Origin of the sequence: [Bacteroides] pectinophilus (genome assembly GCA_025146925.1) — a bacterium.
Lineage (GTDB): Bacteria > Bacillota > Clostridia > Lachnospirales > Lachnospiraceae > Bacteroides_F > Bacteroides_F pectinophilus.
The window spans coordinates 427,513-452,198 of sequence record CP102260.1 but is presented as its reverse complement, the minus strand read 5'-3'; the positions used below and the strand labels follow the sequence as shown (position 1 = coordinate 452,198).

Annotated in this window: 23 protein-coding genes; 6 read left to right on the top strand and 17 right to left on the bottom strand. The window is 43.3% G+C overall.

The annotated features are described in order from the left end of the window. Window positions 1–14 precede the first annotated feature (14 nt). Window positions 15–710: a response regulator transcription factor gene (locus NQ488_02070; GenBank protein ID UWN96119.1), complete on the top strand. Its 696-nt coding sequence runs from the start codon at window positions 15–17 to the stop codon at window positions 708–710. A 6-nt stretch (window positions 711–716) separates the two neighbouring features. Further along, window positions 717–2,138, top strand: coding sequence for an ATP-binding protein (locus tag NQ488_02065; protein UWN96118.1), 1,422 nt, complete (start codon window positions 717–719; stop codon window positions 2,136–2,138). On the opposite strand, the gene NQ488_02060 is transcribed toward NQ488_02065, so the two are convergent. Together NQ488_02060 and NQ488_02055 are read right to left on the bottom strand one after the other, a co-directional pair. Continuing rightward, window positions 2,122–2,481 carry a SpoVA/SpoVAEb family sporulation membrane protein gene (locus NQ488_02060; protein ID UWN96117.1) on the bottom strand — a complete coding sequence of 120 codons (360 nt, stop codon included), beginning with the start codon at window positions 2,479–2,481 and terminating at the stop codon, window positions 2,122–2,124. The two genes, NQ488_02065 and NQ488_02060, sit on opposite strands and share 17 nt — an antisense overlap. Before the next feature lie 42 nt (window positions 2,482–2,523). Beyond that, window positions 2,524–3,555, bottom strand: coding sequence for a stage V sporulation protein AD (locus NQ488_02055; protein ID UWN96116.1), 1,032 nt, complete (start codon window positions 3,553–3,555; stop codon window positions 2,524–2,526). 179 nt (window positions 3,556–3,734) lie between these two features. Between NQ488_02055 and NQ488_02050 the strand changes: the two genes are divergently transcribed. Together NQ488_02050 and NQ488_02045 are read left to right on the top strand one after the other, a co-directional pair. Next, window positions 3,735–3,992, top strand: a complete 258-nt coding sequence (locus tag NQ488_02050) for a TIGR03905 family TSCPD domain-containing protein (protein ID UWN96115.1) — start codon at window positions 3,735–3,737, stop codon at window positions 3,990–3,992. Window positions 3,993–3,994: 2 nt separating this feature from the next. Continuing rightward, window positions 3,995–5,059: an undecaprenyldiphospho-muramoylpentapeptide beta-N-acetylglucosaminyltransferase gene (locus NQ488_02045; GenBank protein UWN96114.1), complete on the top strand. Its 1,065-nt coding sequence runs from the start codon at window positions 3,995–3,997 to the stop codon at window positions 5,057–5,059. A 51-nt stretch (window positions 5,060–5,110) separates the two neighbouring features. On the opposite strand, the gene NQ488_02040 is transcribed toward NQ488_02045, so the two are convergent. The 13 genes from NQ488_02040 to NQ488_01980 all read right to left on the bottom strand — a co-directional run bounded on the left by NQ488_02040 (window position 5,111) and on the right by NQ488_01980 (window position 21,758). Next, window positions 5,111–6,598: a methyl-accepting chemotaxis protein gene (locus tag NQ488_02040; protein UWN96113.1), complete on the bottom strand. Its 1,488-nt coding sequence runs from the start codon at window positions 6,596–6,598 to the stop codon at window positions 5,111–5,113. Window positions 6,599–6,634: 36 nt separating this feature from the next. Further along, window positions 6,635–8,986 (bottom strand): hypothetical protein, encoded by a 2,352-nt coding sequence (locus NQ488_02035; protein ID UWN96112.1) that lies wholly within the window; start codon window positions 8,984–8,986, stop codon window positions 6,635–6,637. A 178-nt stretch (window positions 8,987–9,164) separates the two neighbouring features. After that, entirely contained in the window at window positions 9,165–9,629 is a 465-nt protein-coding gene (locus tag NQ488_02030; GenBank protein UWN96111.1) for an Hsp20/alpha crystallin family protein, read from the bottom strand. 393 nt (window positions 9,630–10,022) lie between these two features. Continuing rightward, window positions 10,023–12,428, bottom strand: coding sequence for a hypothetical protein (locus NQ488_02025; protein ID UWN96110.1), 2,406 nt, complete (start codon window positions 12,426–12,428; stop codon window positions 10,023–10,025). Between the two features lie 90 nt (window positions 12,429–12,518). After that, window positions 12,519–12,998, bottom strand: coding sequence for a Cys-tRNA(Pro) deacylase (gene ybaK / locus NQ488_02020; protein UWN96109.1), 480 nt, complete (start codon window positions 12,996–12,998; stop codon window positions 12,519–12,521). Window positions 12,999–13,006: 8 nt separating this feature from the next. After that, window positions 13,007–13,852, bottom strand: a complete 846-nt coding sequence (locus NQ488_02015) for a pyridoxamine kinase (GenBank protein ID UWN97083.1) — start codon at window positions 13,850–13,852, stop codon at window positions 13,007–13,009. 8 nt (window positions 13,853–13,860) lie between these two features. Next, the gene (locus tag NQ488_02010) at window positions 13,861–14,769 is read right to left on the bottom strand and encodes a hypothetical protein (protein UWN96108.1); all 909 of its coding nucleotides are present in this window, start codon (window positions 14,767–14,769) and stop codon (window positions 13,861–13,863) included. Window positions 14,770–14,978: 209 nt separating this feature from the next. After that, window positions 14,979–15,176: a cold shock domain-containing protein gene (locus NQ488_02005; GenBank protein ID UWN96107.1), complete on the bottom strand. Its 198-nt coding sequence runs from the start codon at window positions 15,174–15,176 to the stop codon at window positions 14,979–14,981. Between the two features lie 121 nt (window positions 15,177–15,297). Then, window positions 15,298–16,257, bottom strand: coding sequence for a tRNA dihydrouridine synthase DusB (gene dusB / locus NQ488_02000; protein UWN96106.1), 960 nt, complete (start codon window positions 16,255–16,257; stop codon window positions 15,298–15,300). A 28-nt stretch (window positions 16,258–16,285) separates the two neighbouring features. Beyond that, window positions 16,286–17,590 carry an HD domain-containing protein gene (locus NQ488_01995; GenBank protein ID UWN96105.1) on the bottom strand — a complete coding sequence of 435 codons (1,305 nt, stop codon included), beginning with the start codon at window positions 17,588–17,590 and terminating at the stop codon, window positions 16,286–16,288. Beyond that, on the bottom strand, window positions 17,553–19,097 hold the full coding sequence (locus NQ488_01990; protein UWN96104.1) for a glycosyltransferase family 39 protein: 1,545 nt from the start codon (window positions 19,095–19,097) through the stop codon (window positions 17,553–17,555). Before NQ488_01990 ends, NQ488_01995 begins: the two co-directional genes overlap by 38 nt. Beyond that, a complete protein-coding gene (pepF, locus tag NQ488_01985) occupies window positions 19,075–20,862 on the bottom strand; it encodes an oligoendopeptidase F (protein UWN96103.1) in 1,788 nt (595 codons plus the stop codon). Before pepF ends, NQ488_01990 begins: the two co-directional genes overlap by 23 nt. A 17-nt stretch (window positions 20,863–20,879) precedes the next feature. Then, window positions 20,880–21,758 (bottom strand): DegV family protein, encoded by an 879-nt coding sequence (locus tag NQ488_01980; GenBank protein ID UWN96102.1) that lies wholly within the window; start codon window positions 21,756–21,758, stop codon window positions 20,880–20,882. Between the two features lie 247 nt (window positions 21,759–22,005). Here NQ488_01980 and NQ488_01975 point away from each other — a divergent pair, with 247 nt between their 5' ends. Continuing rightward, on the top strand, window positions 22,006–22,806 hold the full coding sequence (locus tag NQ488_01975; protein UWN96101.1) for an SDR family oxidoreductase: 801 nt from the start codon (window positions 22,006–22,008) through the stop codon (window positions 22,804–22,806). A gap of 50 nt (window positions 22,807–22,856) precedes the next feature. Further along, window positions 22,857–23,705 carry a GNAT family N-acetyltransferase gene (locus NQ488_01970; protein ID UWN96100.1) on the top strand — a complete coding sequence of 283 codons (849 nt, stop codon included), beginning with the start codon at window positions 22,857–22,859 and terminating at the stop codon, window positions 23,703–23,705. On the opposite strand, the gene NQ488_01965 is transcribed toward NQ488_01970, so the two are convergent. Together NQ488_01965 and NQ488_01960 are read right to left on the bottom strand one after the other, a co-directional pair. Continuing rightward, window positions 23,687–24,184, bottom strand: coding sequence for a tRNA (cytidine(34)-2'-O)-methyltransferase (locus NQ488_01965; protein UWN96099.1), 498 nt, complete (start codon window positions 24,182–24,184; stop codon window positions 23,687–23,689). The genes NQ488_01970 and NQ488_01965 overlap by 19 nt on opposite strands. Next, window positions 24,181–24,657 (bottom strand): chemotaxis protein CheX, encoded by a 477-nt coding sequence (locus NQ488_01960; protein ID UWN96098.1) that lies wholly within the window; start codon window positions 24,655–24,657, stop codon window positions 24,181–24,183. The genes NQ488_01965 and NQ488_01960 overlap by 4 nt, the downstream gene beginning before the upstream one ends. Window positions 24,658–24,686: the final 29 nt, after the last annotated feature.

Below are 24,686 nucleotides of genomic sequence, written 5' to 3'. Positions count from 1 at the left end.
ATGGAGGGGTTTTAATGGCAGCAAAACAGAAAATTCTTATCGTTGATGATGACGAAAACATTGCAGAACTTATTGCACTTTATCTTACCAAGGAATGCTTTGAGACAATGACCGTCCATGACGGCGAAGCAGCACTTGCGGCAGTTACCGAGTTCAGACCGGATCTTATGATTCTTGACCTTATGCTTCCCGGCATGGACGGATATCAGGTATGCAGAGAGGTACGCAGGAACAATAATCTCCCGATAATAATGCTCTCCGCAAAGGGTGAGACATTCGACAAGGTTCTTGGACTTGAGCTCGGTGCTGATGATTACATGATAAAGCCATTTGATTCAAAGGAACTTGTTGCGCGTGTCAAGGCAGTACTCAGACGTTATCAGCAGCCCAAGGCTGATACAGCGGCAGATGCTAAGACTGTTGAATATCCCGGTCTTTCAATCAATCTTGCCAACTATTCTGTCATATATGACGGTACCCCTGTTGAGATGCCCCCAAAGGAGCTTGAGCTGCTTTATTTCCTTGCATCATCTCCTAATCAGGTATTCACAAGGGAACAGCTTCTTGATCATATCTGGGGTTATGAATATCTCGGAGATACAAGAACCGTTGACGTCCATATCAAGCGTCTGCGCGAGAAGATAAAGGATCATGAACAATGGTCAATTGCAACTGTCTGGGGAATTGGTTATAAGTTCGAGGTAAAGTAGTCTGCCATGCATATTTCTATTTTTAAGAAGTTCCTGCTGCTCTACATCTTTGTAGGCTGTATAGGGTTTATATTAATCAGCAATATCTGTTATTCCCTTGATTACCGTGCCATTATAGAGTCGAAGACTGAACAGATGTATAATCAGGCTGTCTCGATATCCAAAGATTATGCCAGCACATATTTTTCAGACGAGAAAATAAGGCTTATCAGAAGTGAGATGATAACCGTTGCCTCAGCATCAGGTGAACGTATTATGTTCATAGATACTGACGGCAACATTCTCATGGATACATCCCGCGATATTACAGGCCAGAACAGCGTCCGGCTCAATGATTTTGACTATACAAGAAGCGGCAGCCGCTATTCCCAGTCCGGACGTTTTTTTGATTATTTCAGTGAGGATATGCTGAGCGTTATGGCTCCGATTACCAACGCTTACACTGTCAAGGGATATGTAGCCATACACATACCGCTTGGCACACTCCGTTCGCAGGTATATACAACATTTAACACCAACTATGTGACATTTATTATTATGATGATGCTTATCCTTCTTTTCGTGGCGTTTTATTTCATAATGATTCACAGACCACTTAAGGCGATTATCAAAGGTGTTGACGAATATTCCAAAGGCAATCTTGATTACCGCATCGACCTTGCCCCGGGTGATGAGCTTCACAGGCTCGGTGCATCCCTTAACTACATGAGCAGCGAGATTAATGAGATGGATAAGTTCCAGCAGAAGTTCATCTCCAACATATCGCACGATTTCCGTTCTCCGCTGACATCCATAAAGGGATACCTTGAAGCAATGTCTGACGGCACAATCCCTCCGGAGCTTCATCAGAAGTATATCGGAATTGTCCTGTTCGAAACCGAGCGCCTTACCAAGCTCACCAATAATCTGCTTACTCTCAATGACCTTGACCCTAAGAGTGTCCGTCTTAATTACAGTGATTTTGACATTAATGATGTTATACGTCACACTATTGAGACGTTTGAGGGCGTATGTACAGAGAAAAAGATTACCTTTAAGCTTACATTTTCATCAAGGCAGCTCATGGTTCACGCAGATATGGAGAAGATCCAGCAGGTTGTATACAATCTTGTTGACAATGCCGTAAAGTTCAGCCATCCGGATTCATTTATTGCAATCTCAACAACCACGAAGAACGGACGCGCATTTATCTCCGTGAAGGATAACGGCATCGGTATTCCAAAGGACGACCTCAAGAAAATCTGGGAGCGTTTCTACAAGACGGATAATTCCCGCGGACGTGACAAAAAAGGCTCTGGCCTCGGGCTTGCCATCGTCCGTGAGATTATACAGACCCACGGTGAACGTATTGACGTCATAAGTACCGAGGGTGTCGGAACTGAATTTGTATTTTCTCTTAAGACTCCCAAATCTACTTCTTCATCTTAGGATTGCAGATGAGGCTGCACAGATATCCAAATATCAGTGCAGCACTGCAGCCCACGGCTCCGGCTGTAAATCCCCCCTTAAACAGTCCCAAAGCTCCGTCATTGTCTACAGCTTCCTTTATACCCTTCCACAATACATTGCCAAACCCAAGCAGCGGTACAGTTGCCCCTGCACCTGCCCAGTCTGTGAACGGCTGATACAGTCCTACGGCACCAAGTACTGCACCGGCACACACCAGAAGCACCATAATGCGGCCCGGCATAAGCTTCGTCTTTTCCATAAGCACCTGAACCGCTGCGCATATAAATCCACCAACAATAAAAGCTATTACATATTTTTCCATTTTAATCCTCCACTCCGCAGACACAAATAGCTGTTCCTCTTTTCACACATGCTCCAGCACAATTCCGTGTGCAATTCCGGGAACTGATTTGCCCTCATTAAAGCTTGTCGGAGACATCAATGCTCCCGTCGGCACAAACAATACACGTCCAAGCCTTCCCTGTTCTATCATGGGAAGTATCTTTGCACACAGTGTTACCGCTGAGCAGCCGCATCCGCTGCCGCCGGCATGCGTATCCTGTTTATCTCCGTCGAATATCTCTATTCCGCAATCAGAATATCTGTCCTCTATGTGTATTCCCTTACGCTCAAGCAGGTCGAGTATTATGGTCCTGCCAACAAGGCCGAGATCCCCCGTTATTATCAGGTCATAATAGTCATCACCCGCACCGAAGTCTGACATATTCTGCGCAATAAGTTCAGCCGCTGCAGGCGCCATGCAGGCCCCCATATTCATACTGTCCTTCACTCCGTAATCTACTATCTTCCCGGTTGTTATGCCGGCAACCCTTATATGTGCCCTCTTTCCGCTTCCGTCATGCATACTGTCATCCTCACTTAAGACAACACTTCCGCATCCCGTAACAGTCCATGTTGCCGCAAGCGGTCTCTGATTGCCGTATTCAAGAGGAAATCGGAACTGCTTCTCAGCACTTGCAAAATGGCTTGACGCAAGTGCTACAGCTTTCGGGGCATATCCGGCAGCCACGCTCATTGACGCAAGTGCCATTGTCTCTCCCATTGTCGAACATGCACCATACACACCAAACAGCGGAATCTGCAGATCCATTATTCCATACGAAGTTGCAATAAGCTGCCCTAACAGATCTCCTGCAAATATATATCTGATATCTTCCGCTGTAAGTCCTGATTTATCAAGCAGTGTCTGTGCCGTAAGCTTCTGCATATGACTCTCCGCCTCCTCCCATGTCTGCATACCAAACATGGCATCTTCACTTATTGTATCTATATAGCTTCCAAGCGGGCCCTCGCCTTCCTTTTTCCCTGCAGTACATGCATATCCTATAACATATGGCGTGTTTTCAAATTCGATACTCTGTTTTCCCTTTATCATAGACTGCCTCATTTCACCTTAATTTAAATAATACTTCCGTAATTAGTATGGATATCAGAGCATAAATTTATACAAAAACGGATTTTTCCCTCTATTGATATCGTTGTCTCATTTGTGATATACTATATTGTAAAATTTTATGTGCATATAATTCCCAGGCACAGAAATGAGGTACTATCATGAAATACAATACAAAAGGTGTCTGCTCACGTTCAATCACATTTGACGTAAAAGACAATAAAGTCACAGATGTACAGTTTGAAGGCGGATGTTCAGGTAATACACAGGGTGTTGCAAGACTTGTTGAAGGTATGGATATTGATGAAGCCATTAAGCGTATGAAAGGCATCAGATGCGGATTCAAGTCAACATCATGTCCTGACCAGCTTGCACTGGCACTCCTTGCATATAAGGACGGAATCGGAAAGGCAGAATAATCATGAAACGAATCGTATTTACCGGTGGTGGAACTGCCGGACATGTTACACCTAATATTGCACTTATTCCAAGTCTTAAGGATGCCGGTTATGACATCTGCTACATAGGCTCCTATGACGGAATAGAGAAGAAGCTTATTACAGATCTCGGAATAACATATTACGGAATAGATACAGGCAAATTAAGACGTTACAAGAGCCTTAAGAACTTAAGTGACCCATTCCATGTAATCCACGGATATAGTGAAAGTGCGTCACTTATGAAAAAGCTGAAGCCTGACATTGTCTTTTCAAAGGGAGGATATGTGTCCGTGCCGGTTGTTCTCGCTGCTGCAGCGCATCATATCCCGGTCATAAGCCATGAATCGGATATGACTCCGGGTCTGGCTAACAGAATCACTGCTAAGTCCGCAAGTAAGATATGCTGTAATTTTCCTGAGACAGTCAAACTGCTCCCGGCTGACAAAGCCGTTCTTACAGGTACACCTATAAGGCAGGAGCTCCTCAGCGGCAACAAGCTTGCAGGTCTTAATTTCTGTGGTTTTACAACAGCTAAGCCCGTTCTTCTTGTGACAGGAGGAAGCACCGGCGCAGTTCATGTCAACAATGCTATACGTGCCATACTTCCCGAACTTCTCAAGACCTATCAGGTATGCCATCTGTGCGGTGCCGGCAAAACTGACGAGAGCCTTAAGAATCTTAACGGTTATGTGCAGTTTGAGTACGTTAACAAAGAGATGCGTGATTTATTCGCAATGAGTGATATTGTTGTGTCGAGAGCGGGTGCCAACGCTATCTGCGAGCTGCTGGCATTAAGAAAGCCTAACCTTCTGATTCCGCTTTCAGCCAATGCAAGCCGCGGTGATCAGATTCTTAATGCCAACTCATTCAAACAGCAGGGATACAGCAGTGTCATAGAAGAAGAGAATATTACCAATGAAACGCTTCTCAAAGCAATTAATGACCTCTATGCAAGGCGTGACCAGTATATCGGTGCAATGAGCGTAAGCCGTCAGAATGATGCTATTCCGGTTATTATGGAACTAATCAATTCCACTGCCCGATAACCAATTAAATATTCCACTGACAAGCAAAAATACAAATGCTGTCCATGGCTGTTATACATTCTGTGAACAATCCGCTGTTCTTCTGATAGTATCAACAGCCATCTTCACCTTCTCAACACATTCAAGGTTATCATTACTCATATTCCTGACCTGATCGGCACTCGCCGTGACTTCCTCAGTAACCGCCGAAAGTTGTGAGATATTCTCAACAATCCTGTCGTTAGACTTGGAAAGCTCTGCAATATGGCTGTCAACTTCATTAATATGGCTCCTGAGTTCTTCCATGTTATTGCTTAATTCTTTAAATGCCTCTCCGGCCGCATATATCTTCCGGCTTTGAATATCACTGGCCTCAATCGAACCATTAATGGAATTGACAACATCCTGCGAATTAGCATTAAGTTCTGATGTTATTCTCGTAATCTCTTCAGTAGAATTCTTGGTCTGCTCCGCAAGCTGTCTTATCTGATCCGCAACAACCGCAAAACCACGTCCGGCCTCTCCCGCCCTTGCACTTTCTATAGATGCATTAAGTGCAAGCAGATTGGTCTGGCTTGATATATTAAGAATCATTCCCGCAATCTGTTCAACTTCTGCCGTCTTGTTCTGAAGCTTGGTCATGGATTCAGTTACTTTCTTATTAGTCTCGGTGATTCTGGCTGACTGTTCCTCCAGCTCCTCAATCACTTTGATATTACTCTGCACACTCTCGGATGAACTGTCAGCTATGCTGACCATCTCCACGGACTTGCTCTCAGTCTGTGCAATTGCTTCCTGAATATGGGCGGTCATAGTATTCTGTTCTTCTATACTTTTTGCTGTGGAATAAGCAGCATCAGATATCTCATTCATGCTGCCGGCAACAGACTTAGTACTTGTAACAAGCTCATCCATAAGCTGTGTACTTCTGGCTGTTTCATTCTTAACAGTATTTGAGGTATTCAAAACATCATTAAGTATGCTATTAACACGCTCCTGCTCGTCTTTGGCTGCACCAAGCGCATCACCATTGAATGCAATCGATATCTTTCCCGCAAAATATATTCCGACAATTACGGACAATTCAAGCATCGCCTGACAAAATGCATTAACATCCATAGCGCTGACACCGTGTACAGCCTGCATAACGAGTACCAGTATAAATGAAACGATTGCACCTATCGTTGTATAGAGCATTCTTCTCTTCCTGTAATACGGAATCTGTAATATAAGAATACCAAAAAGCATATAGTGAATAAATGTTGCATCCGTCTGTAACCCTATAAGAATATATATAATATATACGTCAATTGCGGCTGCAATACTCAGATACGAATTAGACTTATTCTTCACATTAATGATACCATTAATGATGCTTGCTGCAGCTACAACAGCCGTTACACCATATACAAGAGACTTATTAATCCCGCCATTGGCAAGCTTAAGCCACAGATAGGCCAATACTACAACAGCCATAATGGATATTGACAGTATGGTAAAATGGTTAAGTCGCTTATATCTCTCATTAATGTCATTATATTTATAATTCACATTGTCCATTATAAATAACCTCCGGTCATAGTAAGTTTATACTAACTACTTATAATTATGGTCTTGTGCTGATTTTAATGTCAACATCAGCCATATAAAAAATGCAAATATTACTGCTATGACAATCCATATGCCGGCATGTGAACTGTCTCCTGTATCAGGTGATGATATATCCCCGGCTGAATATGGAGCGGTTGAAGCTGTTGTGGTTTCCTGTGCTGCTGCCGTTGTCTCCTGCGGCTCTTTTGCCGTCGGCTCCTGTGCTGCCGCTGCTGGCTCCTGTGGTTCTTTTGTTGTGGTCTCCTGTAGTGCTGTTGTCGTCTCCTGCGGTGCTGCCGTTGTCTCCTGCGGTGCTGCCGTTGTCTCCTGCGGTGCTGTTGTCGGCTCCTGCTGGCTGCCGCCACTTATAACAGTAAAATCTGTTGCTGCCGTTCCACTTGCCGAAACAATCTCCAATGTATGCCTTCCTGCTGAAAGACCTTTTATGAATTCAGGAGTAAGCGTGATAATTATGCTGCCTTCCATGGCAGAGAATTCCTTATTCTCCACAAGCTGCCTGCCATCAACCGCAACTCTGATAAAATCCGAATATGCTGCATCAGACCTGAATATTGCTGCCACTGCCGCCGATGCATCAACAGATGCATTATTGCCTTCTATTATTGAAGGCTTAAGCTTGTCCGTCACCGTATCTTTAAACTCAATCTCATGCGATGCGGCGTCATCAGCAAAATATCCTGAGCATATCCGGCAGAAATAATATTCCGTATTTCCTTCCTTTGCAGCCGTTGCCGCTTTGGCCTCAACGTGCTTTAACTGATGTGGGATTCTGTCAATTGCACTGCCCTTAGATATCATTTTGTCACAGTCTTTGCAATACATATCGCCTGTATATCCGGTCTCGCGGCATGTTGCATCCGATGCTCCTTTTATAAATGTATTCTTATGATTATTGGGATTGAGCTCTCCATATTTCTTATGACATACAGAACATACAGCACGTTCAACACATGTTGCCTCTCCTCCTGTATGTATGTGCTCTTCAAAGTCACCTTCAATTCTGAAAGTAAGACAGTTATCATCAACACTTTCTACTTCAATATATATATCAGAATAAATACCTATATCTTCTCCCGCTGCAAGCGCCGCATCTGATTTTGTATTATATGTGCCGCCAAGTACTTCATAATTCCATCTCGGTGATGAGAAATTCATATTGCTTGGAAATTTGGTACCGGTATCTATAAGATAGCAGACAAGACCGGATTTCATCGGAATTCTGTCAACCGTGTTACCGTTCATCTTATACAGGGTCTTATATTGAGAATCATACTTATTGCCATCTGTCTCAAAGTTTCTGTACTCAAGATACAGTGTCTTATTCTTAGCCGGTATATCAAGCTTATACCCTATTGCACCTTTACCGCCGGATGTCCCCAGCGCCCTGAGATTATATTCGCCATCCGCCACAAGTGTTTCAACGTCCCCTTCATGAACCCAGCCAAGCGCCTCCTTCTCTTTCACCGAAATAAACTGCGGCACCGGCGATATATGCTTAGCCATTAATGACATATAATATACAGGTGATGAATTGTAGGAATTGTACAAATCCCGCAGCCCCATTACGTGTCCCATCTCGTGTGTTGCTGCTGCAACAGACAACATAATTCTGCCGTCAGAATCCCTGAACAGATATCCGTTGGAATCTCCATCCGGTCTTGCATATGAATTGGTGATCTGTACATACCTGCTGCTTTTTATGGTGCCTTTGCCGGTGCCTATCTCAACATAATCCGCGTAATCCGTATAATTCCACAATGGTGATGCCCAGCTTACAGCAATGTTGTTCTGTGTCGTATTCTTATAAATTATTGTAATTGAATCTATTGTTCCGTTACCGTCTTTGTCGAGCTCGTCAAATGAATATGTCTTTGAACCGTCATAATCAGATATCACATTTCCGGCAGATATTGCAGCATTGACCGCATCTGACCATTCACGCTTAAGCTCATACATGCGGGCTGCGGCCTCACTGTCATCTGCATAACCTATCTTATTGGTATCGCTGTATTCTGCATAGTATCCGCGTTGATGTGACAATCGGACAGAACCGCCATTATCAAACAGATATACACTCTTCATGCGAAGCCTGTCATCTGATACACTCCGGTAATAATCACTAACGCTGTACTCTGCCGTATTATATGAATTATCTGTTATTTCCCTTACCGTGCTTCCCTCATAAACATCATCAACAAATTCATCTTCATCTGCAAATCTCGCAAATACAATAAGATTTGTAAAATTAGAATCATCCTCCGCACGTACGCTATCACTTCTGCCGAATATAAATATTACAGCAAGTGCAAGCAATACTGCTGCTCTGCTTTTCTTCATTAATTTTCTTTTCCTTCCGTTATGTTATGTATTTTATTATAACATATCTTAATTAATACAGTAGAATAATTTAAGCAGACAGCATAACAAAAGCACCGGAATCGCTTCCGGTGCTTCATATTCACATTATGTATTGAATTAATCTGCCTGCGGGATGCAGCTTACAGATTCAATTCAATCAGCCTTCAATTGAAATGTACTTCTTCTGTTCAACTTCCGGCTTAGCTTCCTTCTTAGGTATGAACAGCTTAAGCATTCCGTGCTTAAACTCGCCCTTTACATCTTCTTCAGTAATCTCATCACCAACATAGAACGATCTCTCGCAGGCGCCTGCATAGCGTTCACGGCGGATATACTTACCTGACTTCTTCTCCTGCTCATCCTTGTCAAGACCCTTAGCAGCAGAAACTGTCATATATCCATTGTCGAGAGAAACCTTAACTTCATCCTTTGCGAAGCCCGGAAGGTCAATCTCAAGTTCGTATCCTTCATCCGTTTCCTTGATATCCGTCTTCATAACATTCTTTGCGTGATGTCCGTAAAGCTTCTTCTCAACATTCTCGAATGGTGCATCATTGTAAAATGAAAAATCATTCATAAAATTATCAAACAAATCTTCTCCAAAAATACTAGGCATTAACATAAGTCATCGCTCCTTTTCTAATATATGTTCACATTCTGTGAACATCTCATGCACGTTACCTTGTTTCCTGGAACCGGGATGTTATGGGAACTCATAGGACTTTCATTCATGTCCTCCTTTTGTTCTCTTCCTTCGTTCTGGCTATGTTATAACACTAATTGTTAGCACTGTCAAGAGGTGAGTGCTAATTTTTTTAAAATATTTTTGTGTCTACTTTACCATTTTTTGAAATTTTAAATCTTCCACTCACTCCCCAATCCCGGCTGCGTTTGTCATCGCATGTGTTAGTTATGTCTAACTCTTATTTTCTAAAAAACCGTGTGAAACAAAACTGTAATTCCACACGGTTTTTATTCCTCCAATTGCCGTTACTCTGCTGAAGTAATTGATTCTTTATCTGAGATATGCACTCATATCTACATTACCGCCGATTCCGTTAACAGCTCCGTCGCTTCTGAACTGCCACATATCATATCTTCCGCCATATGTTGTCTCATCAATATCTGCATACTGTGCTACCCATATCTGCGCATATGATACAATGCTTCCTGCGTTAATATAGTTATTAAACCAAGACTTACTTGCATATACCATAGGCATTCTTCCAGCACTTGCTACAGTCTCACAGAACGCATTGATAACTGCTGTTCTCTCACCGGCTGAGAGGTAATTGCCTCTGCCCTGCTCTCCGCCGCCTCCGGCCCACTCAACATCAATTGCAAGTGGAAGATTAAGTCCGTTCATTGCTGCTTCCTGAACAATAAAGCTGGCTTCCTCTACAGCTTCAGCCGTATTGACTGCCTGTGTTACAAAGTACGCACCCACATTAAGTCCTGCTGCCCTTGCGCCGCTTACATTCTGGTCGAATCTGCTGTCCTTAACAATACGTCCTGTTCCCCAGCCTCGGTACCCGACACGGACAATTACATTATCTATGCCTGACGCTCTGACTGCACTCCAGTTGATATCGCCATTATATGTTGAGACATCGATTACAAGAGTTGAGCTGAGTGCGCCGCTTGCATTGAAATAATAGTTAAGTCCGTCTATCCAATGCCATCCGGTGAATGCTGCTCCGTTATCAAGATACATCATACTTCCGCCATCAGCATACCAGCCGTCCAATACCTGCTTTGTCTCTTCTTCTGTTACCACGCTGAGTTCAACAACCTGGAATCTTCTCTGTGCCTGAGCCGTGGATTGTGCCTGTGTTGTTGTCTGTGCCTGCGTTGTTGTCTGTGCCTGCGTCGTTGTCTGTGCCTGTGTTGTTATCTGCGCCTTAGTTGTCTCCTGCGGCTTAGTTGTCTCCTGCGGCTTAGTTGTCTCCTGTTGCTTAGTTGTCTCCTGTGGCTTAGTTGATGACTGATTCTGCGTCTGTCCCTGTGTTGCCGCAGCCTTAGACGAAGATGTAAGTCTTACCTCCGCCATATCCGAGAGCATATTAAGCTCTGATGCATCTGCAGTCTTATCGACTTCCACAAGCAGCTTTGATACAACATCATACTCGCCATCCGTAATCTTGTATGTGGATTTTTCATATACATATCCTGTAATTGAAGAACCACCGTCAAGGCTTATCGTCTGTCTGTTGTCATCGTTAATATAAGATTCAACATCCGAATAATTGTAATATGTACCTGTGTTATTAGCCGTGTATACAATCTCATCACCATTTTTCTTAAACTTTGTAATAGTAATGATTTTCTTTCCTGCTGTTACAGAAGGTTTGGTTACTGCAGGAAGCGTAGTTGCAGATATTGCAGTTGTCTGCTGCTGTGCCTCCGCTTCCCTTACTGCCTGCGGATCTTCCTTCTCGGTATCTGCATCCTGCTCGACAACCTGCTCCATGATATTGTCAATGACTTCATACCTGACTATAGTGGCTTCAGTTGCATCAGGAACTTCAAATCCTGCTTCGGCCTGAACGAGAAGCGTATATGTACCGGCATCAAGATTCTTTATCACAACCTCGCCGTTCTTGTCTTCATCCTTGTATGACATGGCATCTTCCTCAAGTGCATCAAGTGCTGCCTTGGTCTGGGCTGCCTGTGTCTGCGCCGCCTTAGTCGCACCTGTTGTTGCTGCCTGCGTAGTTGCCTGAGTTGCCAGCTCCTTCTGCTTTTCAAGGATCTTGTCTACCTTCTCCTTATTATCATCAAGGCTTCCCGAGAAAAGCTTAACAACAAAATCATGTCCCTCCAGTGCTGAACCCGACTCATCAAGTATCTTCGCCGTAATCGATGACTCATCCGCAACTGCCTCAAGCTTCATTCCCTGAAGCGGCATAGGATGTGTTGCTTCCTCAGTCTCAACAACTGCCTGTGCAACAACCGGTGAAGTCTGCGGTGATGCCGCCTTTTTATTAGTATTGCGTATAGTAAGTACAACAGCTGTTCCCGCTGCAACGGCAACAATAACAGCTGCTACGCCGGCAGCTATTGCATATCTGCCTTTCGTAAATGCTGCAATACGTCCGCCAACATGTCCAAGGAGCTCAATTACACCCTTAGACTCATCATCATCATCTGAATCGTCCTCATCGTCATTGTCATCAACGGAATCATCATTATCTTCATCTACTTCCTGAAGATCGAGTTCAAATACCCCGTCATTACCGCTCTGATTGTCATCATCTGTATCATCATACATTGCTATATAATTATCATCTGAATCGTCATCATCGTCCGAATCGTCCATGAGAAGAATATCTTCGATATCCTCTAATGCATCTGACAGATTCTGTGTCTCATCAAGGCTTATGTCCTCGATATCCAACAAATCATCATCGTTCTTCTTCATTTTGCCTCTTCCCTTAATATCCTGATATCCAATATTTACCGTAGTGGATTATATCACTATTATCCAATAAAATCCACCCTTGCACTACATTTAATACGTGGTAAGATCTGCCAGGGTTGCATCCGTGAACTTAATAAGTGTCTGCGGATTAATTATTATCTGCATGCCGCGTACACCTGCACTAACGGCCATCTCATCAAAAAGCTCACACGTCTCATCAATAAATGTGGGGAACTTTTTCTTCATACCTATAGGCGAACATCCGCCCCTTATATATCCCGTCACCCCAAGCAGATCCTTCATCGGAATCATCTCCGCATGCTTATTGCCTGATGCCCTGGCAACCTTTTTGAGGTCAAGTTCCTGATCCACAGGCAGGCAGCACACAAAATATCCTATCTTGTCACCATGCAGGACAAGCGTCTTAAATACCTGCTCAGGCGGCTGCCCAAGCTGTGCTGCAACATGCACCCCCGAAAGGTCGTTCTCATCCACCTCATACTCCTTAACATCATACTCGATCCCTGCTGCATCCAACTGCCTCATGGCATTAGTCTTATGATTTTTCATTACTGCTCCTATCTTTTCAGTCTGTAGAGGACTTCCTCAAAGCACACTCCGTCCGTCTCAGGAATATCATATTCCATTGACTTAAGTATGCATTCCTTTATAAATGCAGATGCCTTTCTTACTGACTTTTCAAGAGGTACCCCGTTGACAGCGTCGGCACATATTATTGATGCAAATATATCACCCGTTCCGCATCTTGTAGTACCTACAAGCTTAGAACGAAGCCGCCTTGCATTAACACTGCCGTCAGCATTCTCCTCATATACATAATTGGAAATATAACTGCTTCCCTGCCGGATTCCTGTTATAACTATCTTCTTCGGACCAAGCTGTGCTATCATTCCTGCCAGTTCGTGAAGCTGCGCGTCCGTATACTTCTCCCTGTATTCGGTTCCCGTAAGCATACACGCTTCCGTAACATTAGGTGTCACAATATCCGCCTTGCTGACAAGCTGCCTCATATCCCTGCACATATCTTCTGTATATGTTGAATATGCACTGCCTCCGTCCCCCATAACAGGGTCGACTATTACTGTTGTTCTCTCCGTCCTGAAATCATCTATAAAACGTCTTACAATATCAATCTGTCTGTGTGACCCCAGAAACCCGGTATAGATTCCTTCAAACTCAAGACCGAGCTTCCTCCACTCATCAATATACGGCTGCATCTTATCAGTGCAGTCATCAAAAAAATAACTGTCATATCCTGAATGATTGGAAAATATGGATGTAATAACAGGACAGCACTGGACTCCCATATATGAAATTATCGGAAGCAGCACCGTAGTTGAACACCTTCCAAATCCCGACAGGTCATTGATTGCAGCAACCTTTTTCTGATTATTGTGTCCCATATCCCTCATTACTTCTTCCTCAGATTACCGAATCTTGGCATCCTCTCATATGTGTAACCCTTAAGATCCTTACTGAGCATTGAACCAAGCTTTTCCTTATCAATTCTTAACACCATATATGCAAATGCAGCAAACATGGCTGCTTTAATTACAAATGGTACAACAGCCTGCGCAGTCGTTGTGTAATTAGTTGAATTAAATGTAAACGGAATAAGCATTACAAAATTAATAACCGCTGTAATTGCATACCATCTGCCATCAAGCTTTCCGTCCGCAACACCGCTGCATATCATCATAAGGCCTATATTCATAATCATGTCCATACTGAGACTGATTCCCATAAGCAGCCATACAACAGGAGGTACATGAATCAGCGGTGATATTGTAGACACATACAGATCTACGGCCGCATCTGCTGACAGCCCCGTATTAAGAAGGAGTTCCTCAAGTCCCGCATGGTTAATTGACGATGCAAGCACACTCATAGTCATAATCGTTGTTATTCCATACACTGCGCCATCACCTACACCAAGCCCCAGTCCGGCGATAAATACATCTCCCGGTCCCTTATATCTGTCCTTAATTATGTTAGCAACACATATTCTCGCAATCGTGTAGAACAGTGTCATGACAAGTGATGTCATACATATCTCCATGCCTCCTGTCATTCCGTCAGGCCTTGCGAAGTCCGGAAGTATGCTTATGACAAAATTACTTCCCATAAATATAAATATCACATATCCCAGAACACCTGCTATAAGCGGCATTATCTTAGCTTTGTAACGTATGAAAATTACAAAAAGCAGCACAAGGAATACCGATAGTATAACCATGCCTCCTGCACTTATAAGGGATGCCGTGCTGTCCGGCACCGTCTGTGACATGTCAATCATAGATAAATCAAAACCATCATTCATAAAACATTAATCCTTTCCCACGCAAAAATGCGGTATCTCTATTATAAATAACCGAAACGGATTTTGCAATGCATTTAGACATTACAAAAGGACCGCCGCATACGCAGCAGTCCTCATGTACATAATCTTCGTTGTGTAACAATATATCTCTTCTAAATAAATTATATATATATTTTATCAGAAAAAGGCACACTGTAAAACTTCTTTGATTATAACTTTGTTACGTTAGTAGCCTGTGGTCCCTTAGCGCCATTAACTACGTCGAACTCTACCTCAGCGCCCTCGTCAAGTGACTTGAAGCCTTCCATGTTAAGTCCTGAGTAGTGAACGAATACATCGTTACCTGACTCGTCTGAGATGAAGCCGTAACCCTTCTGGTTGTTAAACCACTTTACTGTACCTTTCATTCCAAGTACCTCCGAATAAAAATAAAAATAATGAGGTTGAATTGTGAACAAATCATGTCCCTCAACCTCTTGTATCGTACCATATTCGCTATTTTGTGTCAAACAAAATTTAATCATTTCTTCATAGTTTTTTAACATTCTTAACGAGCTCTTCAAGGGCTTCAAGGCTCTCTATAAAGTTGACCTGATTGCGCAGCATCGACGAATTGGGAAAGCCCGCCGTGTACCAGGCAAAATGCTTCCTCATCTCTCTTATTCCGGTAAACTCGCCCTTACATTCCACAAGTAGTCTGGCATGCCTGAGTATCATATTACGGACATCTTCATCCGATGGACGCTGTGGTATTGTACCATTCTGAAGATATTCCGACACCTCCCTGAATATCCATGGATTACCTCTCGCAGCTCTTCCTATCATTACGGCATCACAGCCGGTCTCATCAAGCATGGCTCTGGCAGACAGCGCATCCGTTATGTCTCCGTTACCGATAACCGGAATATGCACTCTTTGCTTTACCTGTCTTATAATGTCCCAGTCTGCCTTACCGGTATAATACTGCTCTCTTGTTCTTCCGTGTACGGCAACACATGCTCCTCCGGATTCTTCAATTATGTGGGCAATCTCAGGCGCATTAATCATATCATCATTAAAGCCCTTGCGTATCTTCACGGTTACCGGCTTCTTCACGGCTTTTGCCATTGCACTCACTATCTGCCCGACAAGCAGCGGATTCTTCATAAGTGCGGAGCCTTCTCCGTTATTAACCACCTTAGGTACCGGACAGCCCATATTGACATCTATCGTATCAAATGGCAGCTCCTCAATTCTCTTAGCCATATCAGCCATAATCTGCGGATCAGATCCGAATAACTGGACAGCTACCGGGTTCTCCTCAGGTCTTACCTTAAGAAGTTCATCCGTATTTCTGTTATTATACATTATGGCCTTGGCACTTACCATTTCGGAATAGAGCATTCCACAGCCCTGTTCCTTGCATAACAGTCTGAATGGCAGGTCGGTTACGCCTGCCATCGGTGCCAGAATCACATTATTCTTAATCTCAACATTACCTATAAACATCAGTTTCCACCGTTCATTAAGTCAGGACTCAATTATTGCCAAGTGCCCTGAAGCCCGGAATAATCTCGTCATACTTCTGCTTAATCATGAGATAAAGACCGACTGTATTAGCCTTCTCTTTCTCATAATTCTTTATAATCGTATCGTAATTACGCATAAGACAGTCTACAGCCCTCCGGCTTATCTTGCCGTTATCCGCATCACTTCTTAATATATCTTTTATCTTGTCTGCATCAAAGCTTTCTTTATAGCTCCTCTTGCCATAGAGTGCGCTGAGTATATCTGCCACAGCTACTATCTGCTGCGGGAATGTCAGATCTTTCTCTGTAAGTCCTGCCGGATATCCCGAACCGTCAAGCTTCTCATGATGCCTCGCCGCAATATCCCTTATGGCATCATCCACTATTCCGTCAAGAATCTCTCTTGTTATTGTAACATGTGAACGCATAATCTCCATATCGGCATCGTTAAGTCTTCCCGGCGACTCAAGTATCTCAACCGGAATTGCAAGCTTGCCAAGGTCATGAAGCAGTGCACCATAGTACAGATTCTTAAGGTCAACACTTGACAGTCTCATAAGGCGTCCGAGCTGCTGCGCAAAATTGACTGTTGACATCGTATGTATTACGGTAAATTCGCTTCGGAAATCGATTGTATATACAAGCATATCAAGATATGCCCTTCTCTCACGCTCGTTAAGTTCAAACTTGTCCAGCAGTTCATTAATCTCATCCTTATAGCTTCCGTCAGACAGATGTTTAAGTATTCCGTACCGGGCATCCGCCTTGAAGAATAATTCAAGCGCAGCTCTTGAGAATCTGACATCCACATTATTAATAAAATATGACTTATCCATCATCCCGCTCTTCTGCTGCATATATGTATCCATCTGATCAGCGAGTGCAAGACATTCTGTTATATGCTCATGCTTTGACTCAACCGTTTTCAGCTTCTTATAAGCCAGATGGTGATACAGCACGATATCCGCAAGATTGCCAAGAGGTGTAAAATACTTAAGGAAAAGATATCCGTAAACAGAATGTTCCCATACAACAATATTCTCGAAATCGGCTACATTCTTAATATTCTCCTCGCGGTACATTCCTATATCATGAAGCATTGCAACCATTGTATAGTTGACTATCTCAGCATGTGTATATACTCTTTCGTACTCCAGCATCTTTGAAACTATATATCCTACCACTTCTCCGTGATTGACTATATTGCGGTTAACCATGGAAAGTGTTCTTCTTATGATTTCATATATGCCCTTGCATGTGGAAATTCCCATTCCCTTATCTACCCCGTTCCTGTAGTCTTCTACACATGGCATTATATCCCATAACTGCGTAAGGTATCAATAGTAAAATGTATACAACCGTATATTGGCATTTGGCTTCCCACATAAAATGAAACAAAAAGCCGCCGACAAATATGAGTGCATATATAAGTTCCTGTAAGTCTGACCTTTTAAAATTAAGTACGAAATATGCGAATGCACCACCCAGTATCACACTCTGCATTATATTCATAAATTTTATAAGCAGGCTGTTAACTGAAGTACCGTCAGTATATATAGCTTCCATTGATGGCATTACTTTATGATTGGCAGTCTGCATGTCCCCAATAAACGTAAAACATTCAAATGTAGGATTATTCCACTGCGATGCCGTCTTTTTTGCAAAGAACTTAACTGTATATGCAGGATTTTTTAACATATAAGGAATTCTCTGTCTGAGATATTCCCTGCACTGCTGTGACTCAGCCGCCGTATCCCCATTATTATCCGCATATACCCTGTCGTTATATCCGTTATACCAGCCCTCTGCCCTGCCGGGGCTTTCCTGAAGTCCCATTGCAACCCATGCAAGATGCGGTACTCCGTCACTTGCGGCATCGCCGGATATTGCAGTATATGCAGCTGATGTAAGCGGACTTACCATCATATTAAGTGCTGTCATAAGCACTGCTGCTGCGAGCATCTTCCTGCTTCTTGTCTTAATCAGTGTAATCAGCTCTGTAATGAGGAGTGCTGCAAACACAATCATATAATTAGACTTGAATACGCATGCAAGTGCCACCATGACTGCTGACAGCACGCCATGCCTCATATGTCCGTCTCTGACAAAACGTACAAGCATATAGCACGCCGCCATGGCGCATGCCATTCCGAGCATCGTTCCATAGACAAACATGACATATATTGAAAACGGCAGGAACATACACATGACAATAACGCTTACCGCTGCAATATCTTCGCCAAACACTTCCTTTATAAGTCTGTATATGTAGTAATATGCAATAAAAAGTGCTGCAAGATTAATCAGCTGAAGTGCAATATAATTGTCCGTTCCGATAAAATTAAACAGTGCCCATATAAATACAACCATTCCATTCTGGTTGGGATACTTCTGCATATACCGAATCGTTGTCTGTGTAAAATCTTCCGACAGGTCATTGCGTATTATCCGTCTTGCGACCGCACATATCATTCCCGAATCCGAACCGGGTGCCATCTGAGTTCCGACTATAAGCGCAAACAGAAAAATTCCAAGCAGTACACATGCCGCAGCTGCGGCTTTTCTAAATTCCGGCTGCTTCTTAATCCTGACGGCAGCAAATGTAATTGCGGTAACGGCAAGTACTGCTGCAAGCTGCACAATAAAATTGTCTGCCCTGTATGTCGTATGCTCACTTTGGGATATGAATGACGTACCGCACAATGCCATTGCGAACAGTACACCCGTAATAACAATCATAAGCATTCCGACAGTATACCTGTATATTTTATCGAGAACCATACCACATTTCATTCCTTCAGATTCCATTTTCAAATTCATCCAACAACTCCTCAAATACATCCAATGCGGCCTCGACAGGAGCCGGTGATGTCATATCTATGCCGCACAGCTTAAGAAGTTCAATCGGATGCATAGAGCTGCCGCCCGAAAGGAATCTGAAATATCCCTCACGGGCACTGTCATCCCCCTTCTTATAACCGTCAATAAGTGACCGGGCTATAGCAATTGCTGCCGAAAAGCCCGTTGCATACTGATATACATAAAAAGGCGTATAAAAATGCGGTATTCTTGCCCATTCATACTCAATCTGTTTATCAAGCACCATATCACTTCCGAAGTACTTTTCATTCAGCTTCCTGTATATATTGCAAATGTCCTGCGCCCCAAGTGCTTCTCCATTCCGTAGTGCCTCATGCGTCTGCATTTCAAATTCAGCAAACATCGTCTGTCTGAACAAAGTTCCCTTGAACTGCTCAAGGAAATGATTAAGCAGATACTTTCTTTCCCTATTGTCCGTACACTTCTCAAGAAGACTTCTCATAAGCAGTACTTCATTACATGTAGAGGCCACTTCTGCAACAAATATCCTGTATCCTGCATATACATGCGGCTGCTTCTTATTAGAATGATATGTATGTATTGCATGCCCCATCTCATGTGCCAGCGTAAATACATCATCAAGTCTGTCCGAATAATTAAGGCTTACGTAAGGATGTGTTCCATACTCTCCCCATGAATACGCACCGCTGCGCTTGCCCTGATTCTCCCTTACATCAATCCATCCACCGTCAAAGCCTTCACGGAGTATCCTGCCGTAATGCTCTCCGAGCGGTCTCATTCCTTCAAGCACCATCTCCTTGGCTTCATCATAGCCCACCTTCATACTGTAATCCGGAACCATAGGTGCATAGACATCATACATATGAAGCTCATCAACTCCGAGTGCCCGCTTACGCAGCCTTACATATCTGTGCATAAGCTCCATCCGCCTGTTCACTGTATCTATGAGATTTGTGTATACATTAACCGGTATATTATTCTGTGAAAGATACATCTCAAGAGATGAACCGTAATTACGCACTCCCGCATAGAATCCCGCCTGCTTAAGATTGGCTGTATATGCCGCCGCAAGCATATTAATATGCCCGGCATATTCCCTGTACAGGCTCTCAAAAGCTTCTTTCCTTACACGCCTGTCGCTGCTCTCCATAAATCTCCCATATACGCCATTGGTAAGAGACGCACTTTCTCCGTTCTCGTCCGTGATATCTGCGAACCTGATATCTGAATTGTTGAATTGTGAAAATATATCCTTAGGCGCACTCTGCATAACCGACGCCTGTGCAAGCAGCTGTTCTTTGTCTGCTGAGAGTGTATGCGGCTTCTCCAGAAGGATATCCTCTATCATATGCGTATAATGCCCCAAATTTCCATTCATCCAGCCGCGCAGGATATTCTCGTCAATTGCCAGAATCTCCGGTTCAATAAATGAATATTCAGAAGCGAACTTAACTACAAGCGATTGCGCTTTCTGCGCCATTCCCTGACTTGCAGCATCTGACATATCTTCATAAAGCCTCATATATGCATATACATATATCTTCTCTGCTTTCTCATCAAGTTCATCATATATCTTTATTGCGTCAAGGAGCGTCTGCGCTGAATCAGCGAGACGCCCTCTGTATTGAAGTCCTTTATTTAATTCATCCGCAAAGCAGTCATAATCAGACTGCCACGCAGCATCATCTTCGTATATATCCTCAATGCTCCACTTGTCTGTCTTAGCAACGTCACATCTTAACATACTGTTCTCCTTACATACTATGAATCAAGCTCCGGACCATATACAGTCGCTGTTATTGCAAGCGCGCCGTGTCCTATATGACATGCAACACTGAGTGACAGCGGATCCATATGTAAATCATATTCAGGAAATGCTTCCCTTATCTCTTTTTCCCACACGGCTGCCTCTTCAGGATTACCTGTATATGCTGCACCAATATGAATTCTCTTATTGCCTGCCGCATCTGCAAATCTTGTCTCAAGGTCATGTTTAATGGCGCTAATCATCGTCTTCTTAGCTGCCTGCTTGCCGCGGCACTTTGCAAATGCATCAAGCTTCTCACCCTGTATCTGCAGTACCGGATTAAGCTTAAGTATTGTACCGATTGCAGCCGCTGCAGGTGTTATTCTGCCACCCTTCTTAAGATACTTAAGTGTATCAAGTGTTATATAAATACTCGACTCCATCTTAGACTCTTCAAGCAGCTGCTTAATCTCCGCCGCACTGCGTCCCTGTGCCACATACTGCTTCGCATCAAGAACCGACTGTCTCATCGTAACAGATATTCTCTGGTTATTGACAACCTGTATTCTTCCATCGTAATCCTCTGCAAGCATTGTTGCTGTCTGGCAGAAGCTGCTGAGACCGCTCGACATAGGTATAAATACAATTTCATCATACTCCTTAAGAAGTTTCTCCCATGCATCAATGCATTCTCCGGGAGACGGCATTGATGTTGATATCTCCGAATCCTCAACCAGATGCTTATAGAATTCCTCCTGTGTAAGATTTATATCTTCAAGATACATCTGGCCATTAATAAAAAACGGCATCGGTATTACACTAACTCCAAGTTCTTTTGCTTCTATCTGCGTAATTCCGCTATTGCTGTCCGTAAGTACTGCTACCCTGCCCATTTACATACGCTCCTCTACAAATAATAGTTAATTATACATTCAAATATGGCAAATAGCAATGTTGTAATGAATACCCTGTTTCGTGGCATTACAATTTACATATTGCAATATTTCATACTTAAAGATACATACTGAGAAATTATACATAACTCATTGGTTGATTAAACATTCGATATCCTATAAAATAATACATAAGTTTTGTTATCAAAACGCAACTATTTTCAATTATGAGAGGAGAATAAGAATCATGGGATTTCTTACAGGTAAGACAGCCATTATCACAGGTGGAGGACGCGCCGTATTAAGTAACGGAAGCTGCGGTTCTATCGGCTATGGTATTGCAACTGCTTATGCAAAGGAAGGGGCTAACCTTGTCATAACAGGACGTAACGTGCAGAAGCTTGAGGATGCCAAAGAAGAACTTGAGCGCCTTTACGGCATCAGGGTTCTTCCTGTCCAGGCTGATGTAAGCGCAGGTGCCGACAATGAGGCTGCCGTTCAGAACGTAGTTAAGCAGGCAGTTGATACATTTGGGAGAATTGATGTACTTATCAATAATGCACAGGCCTCTGCTTCAGGTGTAACTCTTGCAGACCACACAACAGAGCAGTTTGACCTTGCCGTATATTCAGGTCTTTATGCTGCATTCTACTACATGAAGGCATGTTATCCATATCTTAAGAAGACTAAGGGAACAGTAATTAACTTTGCGTCGGGTGCCGGACTTTTCGGTAACTTCGGACAGTGTGCATACGCTGCTGCCAAGGAAGGTATCCGTGGGCTTACAAGAGTTGCGGCTACAGAATGGGGCCCTGACGGAATCAATGTCAACATCGTATGTCCTCTTGCATGGACTGCCCAGCTTGAGAAGTTCCAGCAGGCTTATCCTGATGCATTCAAGGCTAATGTTAAGATGCCGCCTGCCGGACATTACGGCAACGTAGAGACTGAGATAGGACGTGCATGCGTACAGCTTGCATCTCCTGACTTCAAGTATATGAGCGGTGAGACAATAACACTTGAGGGTGGAATGGGACTTCGTCCTTAAGCTCCGGCAATGCCGCATAATCACATAATTTACGGAGATTAGGTTACCATATGTCTGATAATATTTTTACAATAAAAGCATACAACAGCTTAACCACGGATGTTCTTGAATGTATTGAGAGCCTTAATTCCTGCATGCCTGAATACGAACTTTATTATGAAGATGAGGTGCAGGCTGATGCTGACGTTTTCTTTGCTGCCTGGGATGGCAGCCATCTAATAGGCTTTCTTTCATTCATCTATGTCCCGGGATGTGATGAAGCTGAGATTACTGCACTTGTAGCTCCTGATATGCGCAGCAGGGGTGTGTTTGGCTTACTGCTTAATGAAGCGCGGCATTCGGCCGCGCTTCTTAACATAAGCCATTTTTATTACGCACCTGTCCACACATCAGACAATACACCGGATACAGCATCCAATCCTTCACCTGCATACTCACATTCTGAGTATCTTCTGAAGCTCGACTGTAATAATTATCCGGCAGGGAATTCCGATAATGATTCCGGCTCTGCTTTATATGGGGGACTTCCGGTTCCTTTGCAGGAACAGCTTGCGGCTGCCAACCTTTTTTTCCATGAAGATGAAGAAGAGGAATCAGTGTTCTGCTGTATAACTGATTCCGAAGATAATATCCTGTCATCCTGCTTCCTTGATGATGAGAATTCCTACATATGCATCTGGGGTGTTGAGACAGACGCACATCACCGCCGTAAGGGGCTTGCATTGCTTCTTATGCAGTGTATCATAGCTGCCGCATTAACAACTTCCAATGATAACAATATGCCTGCGCCTGTATTCATGCTTCAGGTATCAGGAAGGAACACGGCTGCACTGAATCTGTATAAAAAATGCGGCTTTCTTACAGAAAGCCGCATTGATTATTATTCGCTCCATTCATAATTACGCAGATGCCCATGAAGCCTCATATCCGCAAAATCATGCTGTCTTAAAGCTTCATACAGAACTATTGCAACCGAATTGGACAGATTCAATGAGCGTATGTCGCCTATCATAGGTATTCTTATTGCAGTATCCGGATGCTGCACAAGTATATCTTCCGGTATTCCTGCACTTTCCTTACCAAACATAATATAGCAGTCATCTTCATAGCGCACATCACAGTAGGTATGTGGTGCCTTCGTTGTTGCCATATATATCTTGGCTCCGGGATTCTTCTCAAGAAAATCTTCATAGTTATCATACACTGTTACATCAAGCTTGTCCCAGTAATCAAGTCCCGCCCTCTTCACCATCTTTTCATTGATATGAAATCCAAGCGGTTCTATGAGATGCAGCCTTGCTCCTGCTGCCACACATGTACGTCCGATATTACCGGTATTAGCAGGCATCTCCGGTTCATGCAGTACTATATTTATCATTCTTCCTCACCTTTTATCGCAATATCAACTTCAACGAATGTCTCTCCGTCTGAGAGCAGAGGCACACATACATCTTTCGTATAAGCGGTACTAACACTGAATGAACCATGACAGAATGTAGGGGGTGTAATATCCACAGCAATTCCCTTCGTTGAAAGAATTGTCGCGGCATTACCCATAATCATGTTGGTAAGCTCACTTATGGCACTTACCGCAAGTTCATTCATCTCTGTAATCTCCATCATCGCCATCCGGCTTACGACCGACAGTGCATTCTTCTCATTGAACACAAGCATTACCTGTCCTCTGAGCTCGCCCGTAAGTCCGATCATTATCATTACAGTATCCTCTTTAAAATCTCCGCCTTTTACGTATGGCTTACCTACTTTAAGTTCGCACTGGCATACATCTCTTATCACGCTCGATGATGCCATAAGAAATGGGTTAATAAGGTTTACATTAAAATCCGCCATAGTATCTCCCTCCACGAATACAGGAACCT